The following is a 17,362-nucleotide window of genomic DNA, read 5'->3' as shown; positions in this document are numbered from 1 at the left end:
CGGCGCCGGCTTCGGGGCCCTGGCGCTCGGTTCACGCACGCCCGGCGTCCTCCGCCCGCTCGGAGGCGATGATCATCTCGGCGAGGTCGGCGAGGGTGGCGAGCTGCCGGGCGTTCATCTGCGGAGCCCGGGCGGCCAGTCGTACCAGCCCGCTCTCGCGCAGCCGCAGCAGCGGGTCCGCCTCCGCCTCCAGGCTCTGCAGCACCGGTTGCAGCGCCTCGTGCAGCGCCTCCGGCTCGTCCGCCGTGAAGTAGCCCGCGGGCAGGCCGAAGAACCGGCGCAGCCGGTCGGCGTGTTCCAGGCTCGGCATTCCGCTCTTGCGCCACTCGCTGAGCCACTGGCGGCTGGTTCCGGCGATCCTCGCCAGCTCGTCCAGCGAGTACCGCTTGCCGTCCGGGCGGCGCCGGGTCTCCCGGATGAAGTCCAGTCGCTGGCGCACGCGTTCGGCCAGGGAGGTCTCGGGGGCCCGGCCGCCGGAAAGCAGGTCGACGACGACGCCGACGGGGATGCCCGTGCGGTGGGAGAGGCCGGCCACGTCCAGGGCCTCCGGCAGCCGGCCGGGCCGGCCGGTCAACTCGCCGAGCCGGTCCAGGACATCGGCCAGCGAGGCGTACGCGTCACTCACCGAGGTCCCCCCTGGGCGTGTCGTCCGTTCGGCGGCTGGGCTGACGGCGAGGCTACCGGTTCGCCCGTTCGGCGACCAGATGTGACAACGCTCCCTGCCTAATTAGGCAGCTATCGTTGACAGTTAGGGGCGCGGTGGGTGAGGATCACCGCACGGAGAGCAAGATTCCGACCCGCCCCGGGTGCCGCCTATGGGGGAGCGGCACCCGGGGCGCCTCCGCGCCCGCCTTCACCCCGGGGACGTCCACCCCTCGGTGGTGCAGCGCCCCCCTCGTCGGGTCCGGGTGTCGCGACGCGGCTCACGACCCGACTCGGCCCACCGGGCCTGCCGTACGGGACGACGTCGGCCTACGCCGACCCACCGTCACGGCTGCTGCGGCACCCGCGCCGTCACCCTTCGCCTGACCGTCGGCGCCCCCGCCTCCTCCCCTTGGCCCCGCACCGACCCGATGGCCTGATCCCGCCGCTGAGGGAACGACTCCGGGCATCGCCCTCGGCACCGGCGGGCGGCGGGACCGACCCCCACCGGCAGCGGGCCACCGTCCAGTGCGCCCACCCGGCCGCGACCCGCCCCTCGATCGACCTGCGCCTCGTACCCGGTGGCCGCGTGCCCCGCCCCGGTCCCGCCGTGACCCCCGTCACCAGCTCCGTGTGCGCACGGCCACCCCTCGGCCCGTGCGAGGCGGCCGGTAAAGTGGCGCGGGTCGTCATCACACCCGTACGGGGGGAAGCCGGTGCAATTCCGGCGCTGACCCTCCCCCGGCTCCCGGCTGCGCTCGCGCCCGGGGGCACCCCCATCCGTGTGCCGCCAGCGAGGCGGTGAGCCGGACCGCCCCGGACGGGACGTTGACCGGCTCGCGTGCGTCGGCGGCCCGCCGCGCACGGCACCGTCGAGGTCTACGGAGCCGAGCCGCCCGGGGTGTCACCCGTGCGCCGCCCGGCTCCCCGCAGGAGAGGCAGTCGCCGACCATGAACGTCCGCCGCAGTGCCGCGGCTCTCGCCGCCGTAGGCGTGCTGGCCGCCGCCGCGCCCGCCACGGCCGCCGAACCGTCCCCGTCGCCGAAGGTGACGGTCCCGTCCGGGCTCTACGGCAAGGGAGACCCGACGTACGACGGCGTGTGGCGGCAGTCGCTGACGCTGGTCGCCCAGCGGACCCTCGGCTACCGGCCGGCTGCCGAGGCCGTGGACTGGCTCACCGGTCAGCAGTGCGCGAACGGCTCCTTCGCCGCCTTCCGCGCCGCCCCCGCCGAGGCGTGCGACGACAAGGTCAAGGCCGACACCAACAGCACGGCCGCCGCCGTCCAGGCCCTCGCCGCGACCGACGGGCACGGCATCGCCGTCGGCAAGGCCGTGGACTGGCTGAAGTCCGTGCAGAACGAGGACGGCGGCTGGGGCTACTACCCCGGCGGCCCCAGCGACACCAACTCCACCTCCGTCGTCATCGGCGCGCTGACCGCGGCCGGCACCGACCCGGCGGACGTACGGAAGTCCGGCAAGTCCCCCTACGACGCCCTGCCCGCCTGGTCCATCCCCTGCGACCAGGACGGCGGCGGCGCCCTCGCCTACCAGGCGGACAAGAAGGGCAAGCTGCTCCCCAACGCGGACGCGACGGCGGCCGGCCTGCTGGGCGCCCTCGGCAAGGGCTTCGCCGCGCGGGCCGGCAAGGCCCCGGCACACGACACCTGTGTCAGGGCCGGGAACCGCACCCAGGTCGCCGACAACGCCGGCGCGTTCCTGGCCGCGGCCGTCGCCAGGACCGGCCACCTCAAGTCCGCCCTGCCCGGCGCCGAGGACCAGCCCGACTTCGGCAACACCGCCGACGCCGTCGTCGCGCTCGCCGCGGACGGCCGGACCGAGCCGGCCAAGAAGGCCTACGCCTGGCTGGAGAAGAACGCCGGCCCGTGGGCGACCCAGAACGGGCCGGCCGCGTACGCCCAGCTGATCCTCGCCGCCCATGCGCTCGGGCAGCAGCCGGGCGACTTCGGCGGCACCAGCCTGGTCCGTTCCCTCAACGCGCTCGGTCCCGCCCCGCACATGGACTCCGCCGCCGAGCACGAGGAGAAGTCCGACGACGACTCCGGCACGGGCGTCTGGTGGATCGTCGGCGTCGGCCTCGTCGCCGGCATCGGCATCGGCTTCCTGCTCAGCGGCCGGAAGAAGCAGCAGCCGTGACCGCCGTCCGCCGTACCCTGCCGGTGCTCGCCGCCGCGCTGCTGCTCCTCGGATCCGCCGGGCCGGCCGCTGCCACCGGCTACCGCTACTGGTCCTTCTGGGAGCGCACCGGCGGCCACTGGACGTACGCCACCCAGGGCCCGGCCTTCGTCCGCCCCGACGACGGCGCGGTCCAGGGCTTCCGGTTCGCGGTGAGCGCGGACTCGGCGGACGCCAGCCGGCCGCGCGGTACGGCGGACTTCGACACGGTCTGCGCCGGTACGCCGGCCCGGCCGGGCACGAAGCGGGTGGCCCTCGTCCTCGACTTCGGCACGCGGTCGGACGCGCCGTCCGGCGAGACCCCGCCGGCGCGCCGCACGGCGTGTGCGCGGGTGCCGTCCGACGCGACCACCGCGGACGCGCTGGCCGCCGTGGCGAAACCGCTCCGGTACGACACCAACGCCCTGCTGTGCGCCATCGCCGGGTACCCGGAGGAGGGGTGCGGGGAGCAGGTCTCCACCGGGGAGAAGCGGACCTCGGGCGGGGCCGGTGGCGGGCCCTCGCTGGGTCTGCCGATCGGCGCGGGCGTGGTCGCCCTCCTCGCGGGGGCGGCGGTGTGGCAGGCACGTCGGCGGCGCGATGAGTCCGGGTGAGCCGAAGCGGTCGTGCGGGTCCGGGCGCGCGGGGGCCGACCGCACCCACGCGGCAGTGGCCGCGCAGCGGACGGCGCCCCGCACTCCTCCGGGGCGCTCGCACCGCGCCACCCTGCACCCCGGGGCCTGGTGGCTGTGGGCGGTGTCCCTCGGTGTCGCCGCCACCCGTACCACCAATCCCCTGCTCCTCGCCCTCCTCATATCCGCCTCCGCCTACGTCGTGGCGACCCACCGCTCCCCCGCCCCCTGGGCCCGCTCCTACACCGCCTTCGCCAGGCTCGCCCTCGCCGTCCTCGTCATCCGCGTGCTGTTCGCGGTGGCGCTCGGCTCCCCCATCCCCGGCACGCACGTCCTCCTGACGCTCCCCGAAGTCCCGCTCCCGCACTGGGCGCAGGGCATCCGGCTGGGCGGCCGGGTCACCGCCGAGGCGGTCGTCTTCGCCGCGTACGACGGACTGAAGCTCGCCACCCTCCTCATCTGCGTCGGTGCCGCGAACGCCCTCGCCAGCCCCACCCGCCTCCTCAAGTCCCTGCCCGGCGCGCTGTACGAGACGGGCGTGGCCGTGGTCGTCGCCCTCACCTTCGCGCCCCATCTGATCGCCGACGTGCAGCGGCTGCGCGCCGCCCGCCGGCTGCGCGGCCGGCCGGACCGGGGCGTACGGGGCCTGCTCCAGGTCGGACTGCCGGTCCTGGAGGGCGCGTTGGAGCGCTCGGTCGCGCTCGCCGCCGCGATGGAGGCCCGCGGCTACGGCCGTACCGCCGAGGTTCCCGCCCGGGTCCGCCGTACGACGGCCGCGCTCACCCTCGGCGGTCTGCTCGGCGTGTGCGCGGGCACGTACGGCCTGCTGACCGCGGCCGGGGGTGCGTACGGGCTTCCCCTGCTGCTCACCGGAGTCGTCGCCTCGCTCGCCGGACTGCGGCTGGGCGGCCGGCGTTCCCCGCGCACCCGGTACCGCCCGGACCCGTGGGGGCCGCGCGCCTGGCTGGTCACGGGCTCGGGCGCCGCGGTGGCCGCGCTGCTCACGCTCGCCTCACTCGGCGATCCACGGGCGCTGCACCCCGGGGTCGTGCCCCTCGTCGCGCCCACGCTTCCCCTCTGGCCCGCCGTGGCCGTCCTGCTCGCCCTGCTGCCCGCCTTCGTCGTCCCGAGGGAGTCGTCGTGATCCGCTTCGAGGATGTCAGCGTGACGTACGAGGGGGCGGCGCGGCCCGCCGTCGCCGGCGTCGACTTCGAGGTGCCCGAGGGTGAACTGGTGCTGCTCGCCGGTCCGTCCGGGGTCGGCAAGTCGACCGTGCTGGGCGCGGTGAGCGGGCTGGTCCCGCACTTCACCGGCGGCACCCTGCGCGGTCGCGTGACGGTGGCCGGCCGGGACACCCGTACCCACCCGCCGCGTCAACTCGCCGACGTGGTCGGCACGGTGGGCCAGGATCCGCTCGCACACTTCGTGACGGACACCGTGGAGGACGAACTCGCCTACGGCATGGAGTCCTTGGGGCTCGCCCCGGCGGTGATGCGGCGCCGGGTGGAGGAGACCCTCGACCTGCTGGGCCTCGCCGGGCTGCGCGGCCGGCCCATCGCCACGCTGTCCGGCGGACAGCGGCAGCGGGTCGCGATCGGCTCGGTCCTCACCCCGCACCCCCAGGTGCTGGTCCTGGACGAGCCGACCTCGGCGCTGGACCCGGCCGCCGCCGAGGAGGTGCTGGCCGTGCTGCAACGGCTGGTGCACGACCTGGGGACGACGGTCCTGATGGCCGAGCACCGCCTGGAACGGGTCATCCAGTACGCCGACCGGGTCGTGCTGCTCCCGGCCCCCGGCGCCGCCCCGGTCACCGGCCCCCCGGCCGAGGTGATGGCCGTGTCCCCGGTCTACCCCCCGGTGGTGGCCCTGGGCCGTCTGGCCGGCTGGTCCCCCCTCCCCCTGACGGTCCGGGACGCCCGCCGCCAGGCCCCCACCCTCCGCGCCCTTCTCTCCGGCGCGACGGCACCGGCGAAGGCCCCTGCCGCCCCGGTCACGGCAGGCGCCGCCACCACCCCGCCCACGAACACCGCCGCCGCCCCGGCTTCCTGCGATTCCGCCGCCGTAGCCACGACCGGCCACACCGCCACCCCAGCCGAAGGCGCCCCCACCGACGTGGCCGCGGGCCGTCGCACCACCGCCACGGCTGCGGGCACCGCCGCCGTGGCCGCAGACGATCCAGCCGACGCGGCTGCGGACCGAGACACCACCGCCACAGCGACAGGCGCCTCCCCCGCCCCGGCCACCGGCGCCTCCGGTGTCGTGGCCGCGGGTAGTCGTGTCGCTGGGGCGGCGCGGGTGGGCGCCGCTGCGGTACCGCGTCCGCGCGGGCAGGCGGCACCGGCCGCCGGGCGGCCCCCGCGCCGGGCACCCGGCACCCCCGCCCGCCGCTCCTTGTTCCGTCGCCGTCCCGCCCCCGCCCCGGAAGTCCCGCGGCAGCACCTCGCGGAGACCCGCGCCCTCTCCGTCCGCCGGGACCAGGTCCAAGCCCTCCGGGACATCGACCTGACCGTCGCCCCCGGCGAGACCGTCGCGCTCATGGGCCGCAACGGCGCCGGCAAGTCCACCCTCCTCGGTTCGCTCGTCGGCCTGGTGGCGCCCAGCTCGGGGACCGTGGACGTGGACGGCGCCGTTCCGCACCGCACCCCGCCGCGGGACCTCGTGCGCCGGGTCGGTCTCGTCCCCCAGGAGCCGCGCGACCTGCTGTACGCGGACACGGTCGCCACCGAGTGCGCGGCGGCCGACCGGGACGCCGCCGCCGCGCCCGGCACCTGCCGCGCCCTGGTGTCCGAGCTGCTGCCGGGTGTGCCGGACGACACCCACCCCCGGGACCTGTCGGAGGGCCAGCGCCTGGCGCTCGCGCTGGCCGTGGTCCTGACCGCCCGCCCGCCCCTGCTCCTCCTCGACGAGCCGACGCGCGGCCTGGACTACGCGGCCAAGGCCCGCCTGGTCGCCGTACTGCGCGATCTGGCGGCCGAGGGCCACGCGATCGTGCTGGCCACGCATGACGTGGAGCTGGCCGCCGAGCTGGCCCATCGGGTGGTGCTGCTCGCCGAGGGAGAGGTGATCGCCGACGGGCCGACGGCCGAGATCGTGGTGTCCTCCCCGTCCTTCGCACCGCAGGTGACCAAGATCCTGGCCCCGCAGCAGTGGCTGACGGTGGCCCAGGTGCGGGAGGCGCTGACATGAGCCACGGCAGCCGCGCCACCGCGCGGACGCGCGCCGTCCGCCTCGGCCCCCGCTCGCTCGCCGCACTGACGCTGACCAGCGCGGTCGGCGTGGTCGCCTTCGGCTGGCCCTTCCTCGCCCCGCCCGCCTCCCAGCTCAACGCGCACGCCCAGGACGCGCCCTGGCTCTTCTCCGGCCTGCTGGTGCTGCTGGTGGCGGTGGTCGCGGCGACGATCTCGGAGTCGGATCTCGGGCCGAAGGCCGTGGCCATGCTGGGCGTGCTGGCCGCGACGGGCGCGGCGCTGCGGCCGATCGGCGCGGGTACGGCGGGGCTGGAGCCCATGTTCTTCCTGATGGTGCTCAGCGGACGGGTGCTCGGCCCGGGCTTCGGCTTCGCGCTGGGCTCGGTGACGATGTTCGCGTCCGCGCTGCTCACGGGCGGGGTCGGGCCGTGGCTGCCGTTCCAGATGCTGGCGATGGGCTGGTTCACGATGGGTGCGGGCCTGCTGCCCGGGCCGGTCCGGCTGCGCGGCCGTGGCGAGCTGCTGCTGCTCGCCGGCTACGGCTTCCTGGCCGCCTTCGCCTACGGCACGTGCATGAACCTGGCCGGCTGGCCCTTCCTGGACGCGGCGGCCTCGAACATCTCCTTCCACGGCGATGCGCCGGTCGCCGAGAACCTCGCCCACTTCGTCGCGTACTGCCTGGCCACCTCGCTCGGCTGGGACCTGGGCCGGGCGCTGTGCACCGTGGTGCTGACCGTGGTCCTCGGTCCGGCGGTGCTGCGGGCGCTGCGCCGGGCCACGCGGCGGGCCGCTTTCGAGACCGCGGTCACATTCGACGGCCCCGCCGGGTGAGGGCTCGCTTCCGGGCCGTGAGCGGTCCGGTGAAGCACCCCACATGACGCACGTCACCTACGACCCGGGACCGTAGTCCCATTTGCCTGATACACCCTCTCCTGCACCCCTTCTGACCTGGGCTTTGCGACCCAGATCACAGAGCCGGCGTTTGCCGCCGATCCGGCCACAACTAGTAAAAGGGGTCATTGCGGACGTGTTCCGGGCCTGCTTCTCTGGACGACGTCGCCAGGCGCCACGAGCCCACCCGGGCCGCGGCGCCGCCGCATGAGACCGCAGCACGTGGTCCTTCCCATGCGGGCGATCCCCCGTCCCCGACGCAAGAGGTTCTCCGTGTCCGTCTCCTTCATCCGCCGCATCGCTTCCCCGAAGAAGGTCCTCACCACCGCCGCCGTGGCCGCCGCCACCGCCGGTATGGCTCTGAGCGCGGCGCCCGCCCAGGCCGCCACCACCTCGGCCTCCTCCGCCCAGGCGATCGCGCACCGGATGATCCCGGACGCCGCGCAGTTCAACGCCTTCAGCAAGATCGTCGAGCACGAGAGCGGCTGGAACCCCGCCGCCACCAACAGCTCGTCCGGCGCCTACGGCCTGGTCCAGGCCCTGCCGGCCTCGAAGATGTCCTCCGCCGGCGCCGACTGGAAGACCAACCCGGCCACCCAGATCAAGTGGGGCCTGGACTACATGAACTCCCGCTACGGCAGCCCGGCCAAGGCCTGGAGCTTCTGGCAGGCCAACGGCTGGTACTGAGCCACCCGGCTCCCTGCCACCGGCCGTCCCGCCGCCCCTCACCGAGCCGCGCCCCCGCTGAACCAGCGCGCGATGCCGGCCAGCGCGGCCCGGTCCGACCCGAAGTGGTCGACCGGGCCCACCTCCAGCACCCGCACCCTCGCCCCCCGCTGGGCGAGGGTGCGCGCGCATGTCCGGGCGTTGCCGATCGGTACGTCGGTGTCGCGGTCGCCCGCGTACAGCCGTACCGGCACCTCGGGCTTCCAGTCGCAGGCGTGGCCGTTGGCGCGCAGGGCCGTGAGCAGCCCGCCGGTGGGCTCGCGGAGCTGCCGGTAGAAGCGGTCGGTGAGCAACTGCCGGACGGTCGGGGCGAGCTGACGCACGATGTCCTCGTCCTTGTGCCGCCCGTCGAAGAGCCGCTCGACGCGCCCGGCGTACGGCTGCCGGAACACCTCGGCGGGGTCCTTGTAGATGGGGTGCAGGCGGTTCTGGGCCACGAGGAAGTAGGAGAGGTAGAACACCCCGCTCACGTCGTTGACCCGGCCGTCGGTCAGCGCCGGCTCCTCGGTGCCCTCAAGGTCGTACGGCCCCGCCACCGGCGCGACGGCCTTCAGCCGCAACCCGGCCGCGTCCCCGCCCTGCACCGCCCGGGCCAGCGCCATCGCCACCTGCCCGCCCTGGGAGAACCCGGTCACGTACAGGTCCCCGGTCAGTGAGCGACCCAGCAGCCCGGCCGCCGTCCGGGTCGCGTGCAGCATGTCCACCGAGGCGGTGACCGCGGACCGGGTGTCCATGTAGGGGTGCCGGCCGGGCCCCTCCCCCAGGCCCAGGTAGTCGGGCGCGGCCACCGCGCGCCCCGTGGCGGCGAAGAGGTACGACCGCGTCCGCGCGGCCTCGGCCACGGAGGGCGCGTAGGACCGGTTGGCCATGGTGCCGTGCGTGTCGGAGACGAGCCCGAGGCGGTGCCCGCCACCGGACGGGACGGTGAGCAGACCGGTGGCGGTGGTCGGCCGGCCCTGCGGGTCCACCGTGCGGTACGTCACCCGGTAGGCGAGGACGCCGTAGCGCACCGGGACGGCACCGATGTGCTGCGCGCGCAGCGCCCGGGCGACCTCCGCACGGCTGTGCGCGGCGACCGGTACGACGGACACGACCTCCCCACGCTCACCGGCGCGCTGTCCGTCGGCGCCGGGGACCCCCGGTGCCACCCCTGCGACCCCGACGAGCGCCAGGGCACCCAGGGTGACCGCCGGGCCCTTGCGGATGGGCCGACCGGGCTGCTTTTCCACCGTGTTGCGCGTGTCCTGAGTCATGTCCCGAACGCTACGGACGCACGCTGCGCCCGGACATCCGAGAGCCCCCCGTCCTCGGGTGGACTTCTTTCGCGCGCCGGGTGGACTTCTTTCCACCTCCCGTCCCCTCGGAGGAACGATGACGACGCCGCCGCCGACGTCTCCGGGTCCGGTACCGGTACCGGACCCGGAGACGCGCGGGCTGCGGCTGGTGGCCGTACTGCTGGCACTGACCGTGGTCAGCGGCCTGATCGACGCCGTCAGCTTCCTGGGCCTGGGCCGGGTCTTCACGGCCAATGTGACCGGCAGCGTGGTCATCCTCGGCTTCGCCGCGGCCGGCGTCCCCGGCTTCTCCGTGCGCCACGCGGTCATGTCCCTGGTCTGCTTCCTGCTGGGCGCGGTGACCGGCGGCCGGGTGACGGGCCGATACGGCCGGGGCTCCCGCCGCCGCTCGGCCCGGCTGGCCCTGGCGGGGGAGGCGGCGCTGGTCGGCGTCGCGGCGGCCGTGGCCTTCGCCCGGCCGGACACCGCCGGGACCCGGGACGCCCTGATCGGCCTCACGGCCTTCGCGATGGGCCTGCGCACCGCGACGGTACGCAAGTTCCGCGTGCCCGACCTGACCACCACCACCGTCGTGACGATGACCCTGACCGGCCTGGCCTCCGAGTCCCGCCTCGGTGACGCCACGCACCACCGCACCCTGCGCCGCGCGGCCTCGGTGCTCGCGATGGCCGGCGGTGCCTGCCTGGGCGCCTGGCTGGTCCTCCACCACGGCCTGGGCATCCCCCTGCTGCTGGCGGCACTGGCGTCGGGTGCCCTGGCGATGGCGGCCTCGGGCCGGGAATGACCACGGCGAACGGCGACCCGGCGGCCAGTCACGCCACCGGGCGCTGGACTCGGACGTTGGGCGCTGAACTCGGACGTCGGCTGAAACGGTTGCTGTTGGGCCGCCCGCCTCTTGGCCAGTGTCGTGCTTCCGCGGTCCGCGTCAAGGGCGCTGCGCGTCGCCTCCGGCGACGGGCCTCCGGCCCACCCTTGACCCGGCCCGCTCCAGCACGAGGGAGAAGCGAGCGGCCCGACAGTCACTTACTGCCGACGTCCACACAGCCGACCTCCCCAGCCCCGGCACGGGCACCGGCCCCGGCACCCGCTCCCCGGACCCCCGTCCGCCCCCTCGCGCGCGGTCCCTGGAAGGCGTACGACAGGCCGAAGCCCGCTGTCACCACCACCGCGCCCCCTACCGCGTCCAGGACCCAGTGGTTGCCGGTGGCGACGATGGCCGAGACGGTGAAGAGGGGGTGCAGAAGGCCCAGCGCCTTCATCCACCACTTCGGGGCGATCACCGCGATCACCACCCCGCACCACAGGGACCAGCCGAAGTGCAGCGACGGCATCGCCGCGTACTGGTTGGTGAGGGCGGTCAGGGTGCCGTAGTCCGGCTTGGAGAAGTCCTGGACGCCGTGGACGGTGTCGATGATGCCGAGCGTGGGCATCAGGCGCGGCGGGGCCAGCGGGAACAGCCAGAAGCCGACCAGGGCGAGCAGCGTGGCGAAGCCGAGGGAGGCGCGGGCCCAGCGGTAGTCGACCGGGCGGCGCCAGTACAGGACGGCGAGGACGGTCAGCGGGACGACGAAGTGGAAGGACTCGTAGTAGAAGTCGAAGAAGTCCCGCAGCCAGTCGATCTTCACCACGGCGTGGTTGACCGCGTGCTCGATGTCGATGTGGAGGAAGCGTTCGGTGTCGAGGATCAGATGGCCGTGCCGCTCGGCCTCAGCCCGCCCCTCGGAGTTGCTGCCGCCGGTCGCCGCCAGCCGTACCTGCTGGTAGGCCGCGTACGTGACGCGGAGGAGGAGCAGTTCCAGGAGGAGGTTGGGACGGGTGAGCACCCGGCGCAGGAAGGGCAGCAGCGGGACGCGGCGGAAGCGGGCCGGGGCCGGCGGGGCGTAGTGCGCCGGTATCGGGGTCTGGTAGTAGGGCGACGTGCGGGACAGGAAGGGGACGGCCGTGGCGGCGGCCAGGGCCGCGAGCAGGACCAGGTTGTCCCGCAGCGGGTACACCACCGGCATGTGCGGCAGCATCATCTGCGCCGGGAGCGTGGTGACGAGGACGACCGCGACCGGCCAGACGTAACGGTCGGAGGTCCGCTTGCCGACCCGGCCGACCACCGCGAGCAGCACCCACAGCAGCTGGTGCTGCCAGGTGGTCGGGGACACGGCGACGGCGGCGCAGCCGGTGACGGCGACGGCGAGGAGGAGCTGTCCGTCGTGGGCGTAGCGGACCGCGCGGCGCAGGGCGAGGGCGGCGACGCCGGCGCCGAGGAGGAGGAAGAGGGCTGTCTCCGAGGTGCCTGTCAGGCCGAGGCGGAGCAGGGCGCCGTGCAGGGACTGGTTGGCGAGGGCGTCGGCCTTGCCGCCGAGGCCGGCGCCGGCCATGTGGTGCACCCAGTAGGTGCGGGAGTCGTGCGGCAGCGCGGCCCAGGCGAGCGCGGTGCAGGCGGCGAAGGTGCCGGCCGTGGTGAGCGCGGCCCGGCGGCGGCCGGTGAACCACAGCAGCGGGATGAAGAGCAGGACGGTCGGCTGGAGGGCGGCGGCCAGGCCCGTGCACAGGCCGCTCGCGCGTTGCCCGCGTACGGTGAAGCAGCCGAGCAGGACGAGCAGGACCGGGATGATGCTTGTCTGCCCGAGCCACAGGGTGTTGCGGACCGGCAGCGACAGCATGAGCAGGCTGATGGCGACCGGCGCGGCCAGCAGTGAGGTGCGCCGGCTGATGGGCTGGGGCAGCGCGCGGGCGGCGACCAGGCCGAGGGCGACGACGAGCAGCAGGGTGCCGAAGGTCCAGCCCCAGCCGAGCGCGGCCTCGGCCGACCGCGTCAGCGGTTTGAGGACCAGGCCGCCGAAGGGGGTGCCGGTGAACCGCGTCGAGTCGTAGATCGAGCCGTTCACGTGCAGGACGCCTTCGGGGCCGACCCAGGTCTCCAGGTCGGTGAGCCGTTCGCCGCTGGGGGTGGTCAGGACGACGGCCATCTGCCGTGCGGCGAGGATCGCGGCCACCGCCCACAGGGCGAGCCGGGTGGCGCGCAGCCGCGCTCCGACCGCCGCTCTTCCGAAGACGTCCGCCGGTCGCCCGCTGTGCTCCACGTTCGCCACGCCTCGTCGGCCTCCCGCCCCGTCGTCCCGGCCGCCGGTCCGCGCCGGGTTCCCCTCTGCGCTCCTTCTGAGCCTCGCAGACCCCCCGGAGAGGGACGCAGGCAACCCCCGATTCACCTGACGTCGGTCTCTTTTTGTCCGAAAGACCATAGTCCGGGGTGCGGTCGGTTGCGCGCGGGGGGCGCGAGAAGGATCACACCGAGCTGCGGGCATGGCCCCCGGCGAAGGGGCAGACGTACCTGCGTATGCGCCGTTTAGCTGCACTGTGCAGCTAAACGCATGCGGGACGTAAGGGGTAGAACTCCGCCTATGGTCGATTTTCGGCCCGCCGTACGTCACCGTCGCCGTCCGGGTCCGTCCCTGTCCCCGTCGAAAGGTAGGCGAGCCCCGTTTTGGCGACCGCTACCACCGCCTCAGCCGTCACCCCGCCCCTCAAACCGCGGCGGGCCGCCCAGGCCCGTGCCGCCCGTGACGTCACCGTCACCGACCCCGCGCTCGTCAGGCGCGCCGTGAAGGCGGCGGCGCTCGGCAACGCGATGGAGTGGTTCGACTTCGGCGTCTACAGCTACATCGCCGTCACCCTGGGCAAGGTCTTCTTCCCGTCCGGCAACCCGACCGCGCAGTTGCTGTCGACGTTCGGCGCCTTCGCGGCGGCCTTCCTGGTCCGTCCGCTCGGCGGCATGGTCTTCGGCCCGCTGGGCGACCGCGTGGGCCGGCAGAAGGTCCTCGCGGTCACGATGATCATGATGGCGGCGGGTACGTTCGCGATCGGCCTGATCCCGTCGTACGCGACGATCGGCGTCGGAGCGCCGCTCCTGCTGCTCGCCGCCCGTCTGGTGCAGGGCTTCTCCACCGGCGGTGAGTACGCGGGCGCGACGACGTTCATCGCCGAGTACGCGCCGGACAGGAAGCGCGGCTTCCTCGGCAGCTGGCTGGAGTTCGGCACGCTCGCCGGTTACATCGGCGGCGCGGGTCTGGTCACGCTCATGACCGCGCTGCTGTCCTCGGACGACCTCACCTCGTGGGGCTGGCGCATCCCGTTCCTGATCGCGGGCCCGATGGGCATCATCGGCCTGTATCTGCGGATGCGGCTGGAGGAGACCCCGGCGTTCGCGGCGGAGGTCGAGAAGGCGGAGGCGGCCCGGCCGAAGGTGCCGCTGCGCGAGATGATCACCGGCCAGTGGAAGTCGCTGCTGCTGTGCATGGGCCTGGTCCTGGTCTTCAACGTCACCGACTACATGCTGCTGTCGTACATGCCGAGCTACCTCACCAGTGAGCTGAAGTACGACGAGACACACGGGCTGCTGGTCGTGCTCGGTGTGATGGCCCTGATGATGATCGTGCAGCCGTTCGTGGGCGCGCTGACCGACCGGGTCGGCCGCCGGCCGGTGATCGCGGCGGGCTGCGCGGGCTTCCTGTTCCTGTCCGTCCCGGCGCTGCTGCTGATCCGCGAGGGCAGCCTGCTCGCCGTCGGGCTGGGCATGGGCGCGCTGGGTCTGCTCCTGGTGTGCTTCACGGCGGCCATGCCGGCCGCGCTGCCCGCTCTGTTCCCGACGCGCGTGCGGTACGGGTCCCTGTCGATCGGGTTCAACGTGTCCGTGTCCCTGTTCGGCGGTACGACTCCGCTGGTCGTGACCGCGCTGATCGGGGCGACCGGGAACATGATGATGCCCGCGTACTACATGATGGCCGCGGCTGTCGTGGGCGGTGTCGCCGTGTGGCGGATGTCGGAGTCGGCGGGGCGTCCGCTGCCGGGTTCCGCGCCGTCCGTGGAAGGTCGCTGAGCGCGCCGCGGGGGTGCGGGCCGTCCCCCGGGTGCGACTCCGTCGCGGCCGGTCGTGCGGTTGCCCGCGCCCCAGCGGGGCGCTTCCGCCGCCATGCCCCGCGGGCAGTCGTACCCATCCGCGTCCTCTGCTGCGATCATCGAGGGAGGACACTCGGGAAAGGCAGCTGGGGCTATGAGCGGGTCGCAGGTCTGGGACGACGTCGACGACTACTTCATCAACACGCTCTCACCGGACGACGAGGTGCTGCGCGCGGCCCTGCGCGACAGTGATGCCGCCGGGCTGCCCGCCATCGCCGTCACGGCGGCGCAGGGCAAGTTCCTCCGGCTGCTCGCCGAGCTCCAGGGGGCCCGGCACATCCTGGAGATCGGCACGCTCGCCGGGTACAGCACGATCTGGCTGGCCCGCGCGCTGCCCGAGGACGGCAGGCTGATCTCGCTGGAGTACAGCGCCAAGCACGCGGAGGTGGCCGTCCGGAACATCGCCCGGGCGGGCCTGGACCGGATCGCGGAGGTGCGGGTGGGCCCGGCCCTGGAGTCGCTGCCCAAGCTCGCCGACGAGAACCCGGCCCCCTTCGACCTGGTCTTCATCGACGCGGACAAGGCCAACAACCCGCACTACGTGGAGTGGGCGCTGCGGCTCACCCGCGCGGGCAGCCTGATCGTCCTGGACAACGTGGTGCGCGGCGGCCGGGTGGCCGACGCGGGCAGCACCGAGCCGGACGTGGTCGGCACCCGTGCGGCGCTCGAACTGATCGCCGGCCACCCCCGGTTGACCGGTACGGCGATCCAGACCGTCGGCAGCAAGGGGTACGACGGGTTCGCGCTGGCCCGGGTGCTCGGCTGAGGCCACTCGGTGCCGAGGTCCTGCGGGCTCAGAGTTCGTGGTAGAAGCCGACGTTGACGCTGCGCGGCGCGGTGCGGTCCTGGATCACGATCTCGCCGGACCCGCCGTGCGGCAGCGGGACGGTCGCGCCGTAGCCGAGGGCCTGGGCGTACTCCCCGACGCTGAGCCGGACCTCGGAGGCCGGGTCGGGCTGGGAGCCGCGCAGCCAGGTGAGCTGCCAGGCACCGTCCGGGCCGCACAGGAACTCCAGGTGGACGCGGGAGACGAACAGCCAGTCGTCGGGGGTGACCAGCCGGCACGCCGCCCCGTCCCGGCCGATCCGCAGCACGGCGCCGGGCTCGCTGGGCGCCTCGGCCATCGTCATGCCGGCGGTGGCGCCCGCGTCCGCCCCGGAGACGGTGGCCATGGTGAGTTCGAGCACGAGGTTCCCCCTGAGACGTCCTGTGCGGTGGCTTGGTCGCGGCGGGCCCAGTGCCGTACCGCCGCCGCATGATAAAACGCCCGGCGGGGTCGCGTCCGGCACAATGGGTTCATGACCGAGCGAAAGCCACCGGGGGTCCCGTTCGAGTCCTGGGTGGACAAGCAGATCCGCGACGCTCAGGGGCGCGGGGAGTTCGACCGGTTGCCGGGGGCGGGGGTGCCGCTGCCCACGGAGGTCGACTCCACGTACGACGAACTGTGGTGGGTCAAGCGGAAGCTGGTCCGTGAGGGGCTGGCCGTGCTGCCGCCCGCGCTGGCGCTGCGCAAGGAGGCGGAGGACGCGCTGGAGGCGGCGTACGCGGCTCCCTCGGAACGGCTCGCCCGGAAGATCATCGAGGACGTCAACGTCCGGATCAAGGACATGATGTTCAAGCCGCCGCCCGGCCCGCCGCTGGGGAAGAAGCCGTACGACGTCGAGGAGGTCGTACGCGAATGGCGGCAGCGCAGGGCTGCCGCCAGGGGTGACGGGGGCGTGGCGGGCTCAGCCGTTTAGCAGGCGCCCGGCCAGCTCCCGGTAGTCGCGCAGGGCGAGTCGCAGTTGCTCGGTGTCTGTCTCGGCGCCGGGGCCGCGGCCCTCGGTGCCCTCCCAGGACATCCGCAGCGTACGGCGGCGGCGCGTGACGGCCTCGGTGAACCGCGCGGCGATCTCCTCCAGTGTCCGGTCGGCCTGTTCGACGGCCTGCCGGGGCTCGTCCACGAACCCGGCGACCACCTCGCGCAGCCGCCGCTCCCACTGCTCCGTCTCCTCGTGCGGCAGCAGCGGTGCGCCGGTGCCGGAGGGTGCGTCGGCGGCCGTCCCGGCGGCGCCGGTGGCGCTGCGGCCGGGTGCGGCCGTGCCGCCCGGCGCCGTCGGCCAGGTGTCCGCCGCCCGTGCCTCGGTCATGCGGGCCTCGCGCCCGCTGACCTCACCGACGGACGGAGCCCCGAGCCCGTTGTCCGGCATCACGCCTTCCTCCTCCCCGGCCCACTCCGGACCACCGGCGTCCCTGTCCCGTCCGCTGTACGTCTGCGACGCTCGCCCCTCCGTACCGGGCGTCCCCGGGCCCAGTTCCTCCGTGCCGGGCCGCAGCCCCTCGGAGCCGTGGCGCGGGTCGTGCTCGCGGGAGCCGGGCCCCCGGGAGGCGGGGCTCCCTACCGGGCCCGGGGCCGGCTCGATGTCCTCGGACGCTCCCGGTTCGGGCACGCCCGCCGGGCCCGGGGGCGGCTGGGGCGTGTCCTCCGGGGCGCGGTCGTCCCCGGTCAGTCCTTCCCGGCCGGGACCGGCCGAGCCCGGCAGCCGGCCGCTCCGGCCCTCACCACCACCCGTGCTCCCCTCCGGCACCCGGCCACTCGCGTCGGCGCCCCGGAGCCAGCCGCTCGCGCCCCCGTCCGACGGCCGGCCGGCGCCACCCGGCCCCGCGCCCGGAGCCGGGCCGCCTCCGCTCCCGCGCGCTCCCGGTTCGCCGGGCAGGCGTTCCTCCGTCAGGGGCCTTCTCGGGGTCCGGCGGCCGGGGGCCGCGTCGCCCGGTGCCCATTCGTCCCTCTGTTCCGACTCCTGCTCCGGCGTCCACTCGTCCCCGCGCGAGAGACGTTGCGGGCGGTGCCGGTCGCCGCCGGAGCCGCTCGTCCTGTCCGTCATGGCGT

At 74.6% G+C, this 17,362-nt stretch carries 15 protein-coding genes; 10 read left to right on the top strand and 5 right to left on the bottom strand.

Going from position 1 to position 17,362, the window contains the following annotated elements:
* Nucleotides 1-31: 31 nt before the first annotated feature.
* On the bottom strand, nucleotides 32-625 hold the full coding sequence (locus tag C3492_RS07615; protein ID WP_103810954.1) for a helix-turn-helix transcriptional regulator: 594 nt from the start codon (nucleotides 623-625) through the stop codon (nucleotides 32-34).
* Nucleotides 626-1,593: 968 nt separating this feature from the next.
* Between C3492_RS07615 and C3492_RS07605 the strand changes: the two genes are divergently transcribed.
* The 6 genes from C3492_RS07605 (at nucleotide 1,594) to C3492_RS07580 (ending at nucleotide 8,212) form a co-directional block, all read left to right on the top strand.
* Entirely contained in the window at nucleotides 1,594-2,796 is a 1,203-nt protein-coding gene (locus C3492_RS07605) for a prenyltransferase/squalene oxidase repeat-containing protein (protein ID WP_103810952.1), read from the top strand.
* Entirely contained in the window at nucleotides 2,793-3,428 is a 636-nt protein-coding gene (locus C3492_RS07600; RefSeq protein ID WP_103810951.1) for an SCO2322 family protein, read from the top strand. The genes C3492_RS07605 and C3492_RS07600 overlap by 4 nt, the downstream gene beginning before the upstream one ends.
* Nucleotides 3,415-4,590 (top strand): energy-coupling factor transporter transmembrane component T, encoded by a 1,176-nt coding sequence (locus tag C3492_RS07595; RefSeq protein ID WP_258055550.1) that lies wholly within the window; start codon nucleotides 3,415-3,417, stop codon nucleotides 4,588-4,590. The genes C3492_RS07600 and C3492_RS07595 overlap by 14 nt, the downstream gene beginning before the upstream one ends.
* Entirely contained in the window at nucleotides 4,587-6,632 is a 2,046-nt protein-coding gene (locus C3492_RS07590; RefSeq protein ID WP_103810950.1) for an ATP-binding cassette domain-containing protein, read from the top strand. Before C3492_RS07595 ends, C3492_RS07590 begins: the two co-directional genes overlap by 4 nt.
* Nucleotides 6,629-7,465, top strand: coding sequence for an ECF transporter S component (locus C3492_RS07585; protein ID WP_103810949.1), 837 nt, complete (start codon nucleotides 6,629-6,631; stop codon nucleotides 7,463-7,465). Before C3492_RS07590 ends, C3492_RS07585 begins: the two co-directional genes overlap by 4 nt.
* A 333-nt stretch (nucleotides 7,466-7,798) precedes the next feature.
* A complete protein-coding gene (locus tag C3492_RS07580; RefSeq protein ID WP_103811052.1) occupies nucleotides 7,799-8,212 on the top strand; it encodes a transglycosylase SLT domain-containing protein in 414 nt (137 codons plus the stop codon).
* Between the two features lie 38 nt (nucleotides 8,213-8,250).
* On the opposite strand, the gene C3492_RS07575 is transcribed toward C3492_RS07580, so the two are convergent.
* Nucleotides 8,251-9,504, bottom strand: a complete 1,254-nt coding sequence (locus C3492_RS07575) for an alpha/beta hydrolase (protein ID WP_258055549.1) — start codon at nucleotides 9,502-9,504, stop codon at nucleotides 8,251-8,253.
* Nucleotides 9,505-9,622: 118 nt separating this feature from the next.
* Between C3492_RS07575 and C3492_RS07570 the strand changes: the two genes are divergently transcribed.
* Nucleotides 9,623-10,330 carry a YoaK family protein gene (locus C3492_RS07570; protein WP_103810948.1) on the top strand — a complete coding sequence of 236 codons (708 nt, stop codon included), beginning with the start codon at nucleotides 9,623-9,625 and terminating at the stop codon, nucleotides 10,328-10,330.
* A 235-nt stretch (nucleotides 10,331-10,565) separates the two neighbouring features.
* Here C3492_RS07570 and C3492_RS07565 read toward each other — a convergent pair whose 3' ends face one another.
* On the bottom strand, nucleotides 10,566-12,629 hold the full coding sequence (locus C3492_RS07565; RefSeq protein WP_181140243.1) for a bifunctional glycosyltransferase 87/phosphatase PAP2 family protein: 2,064 nt from the start codon (nucleotides 12,627-12,629) through the stop codon (nucleotides 10,566-10,568).
* A gap of 392 nt (nucleotides 12,630-13,021) precedes the next feature.
* Between C3492_RS07565 and proP the strand changes: the two genes are divergently transcribed.
* On the top strand, nucleotides 13,022-14,413 hold the full coding sequence (gene proP, locus C3492_RS07560; RefSeq protein ID WP_103810946.1) for a glycine betaine/L-proline transporter ProP: 1,392 nt from the start codon (nucleotides 13,022-13,024) through the stop codon (nucleotides 14,411-14,413).
* A 174-nt stretch (nucleotides 14,414-14,587) separates the two neighbouring features.
* The gene (locus C3492_RS07555) at nucleotides 14,588-15,259 is read left to right on the top strand and encodes an O-methyltransferase (RefSeq protein ID WP_103810945.1); all 672 of its coding nucleotides are present in this window, start codon (nucleotides 14,588-14,590) and stop codon (nucleotides 15,257-15,259) included.
* Nucleotides 15,260-15,287: 28 nt separating this feature from the next.
* Here the strand turns inward: C3492_RS07555 and C3492_RS07550 are convergent, their stop codons facing one another.
* Nucleotides 15,288-15,680 carry an FHA domain-containing protein gene (locus tag C3492_RS07550; RefSeq protein WP_103810944.1) on the bottom strand — a complete coding sequence of 131 codons (393 nt, stop codon included), beginning with the start codon at nucleotides 15,678-15,680 and terminating at the stop codon, nucleotides 15,288-15,290.
* A gap of 111 nt (nucleotides 15,681-15,791) precedes the next feature.
* Between C3492_RS07550 and C3492_RS07545 the strand changes: the two genes are divergently transcribed.
* Complete coding sequence (locus tag C3492_RS07545) at nucleotides 15,792-16,232, top strand: DUF1992 domain-containing protein (RefSeq protein ID WP_181140242.1); 441 nt, start codon at nucleotides 15,792-15,794, stop codon at nucleotides 16,230-16,232.
* Here the strand turns inward: C3492_RS07545 and C3492_RS45465 are convergent.
* Nucleotides 16,221-17,357: a hypothetical protein gene (locus tag C3492_RS45465; protein WP_258055548.1), complete on the bottom strand. Its 1,137-nt coding sequence runs from the start codon at nucleotides 17,355-17,357 to the stop codon at nucleotides 16,221-16,223. The genes C3492_RS07545 and C3492_RS45465 overlap by 12 nt on opposite strands.
* Nucleotides 17,358-17,362 lie beyond the last annotated feature (5 nt).

This window comes from Streptomyces sp. Ru62, from assembly GCF_002920615.1.
Taxonomy (GTDB): domain Bacteria; phylum Actinomycetota; class Actinomycetes; order Streptomycetales; family Streptomycetaceae; genus Streptomyces.
This window is presented reverse-complemented; position numbering and strand designations above follow the sequence as displayed.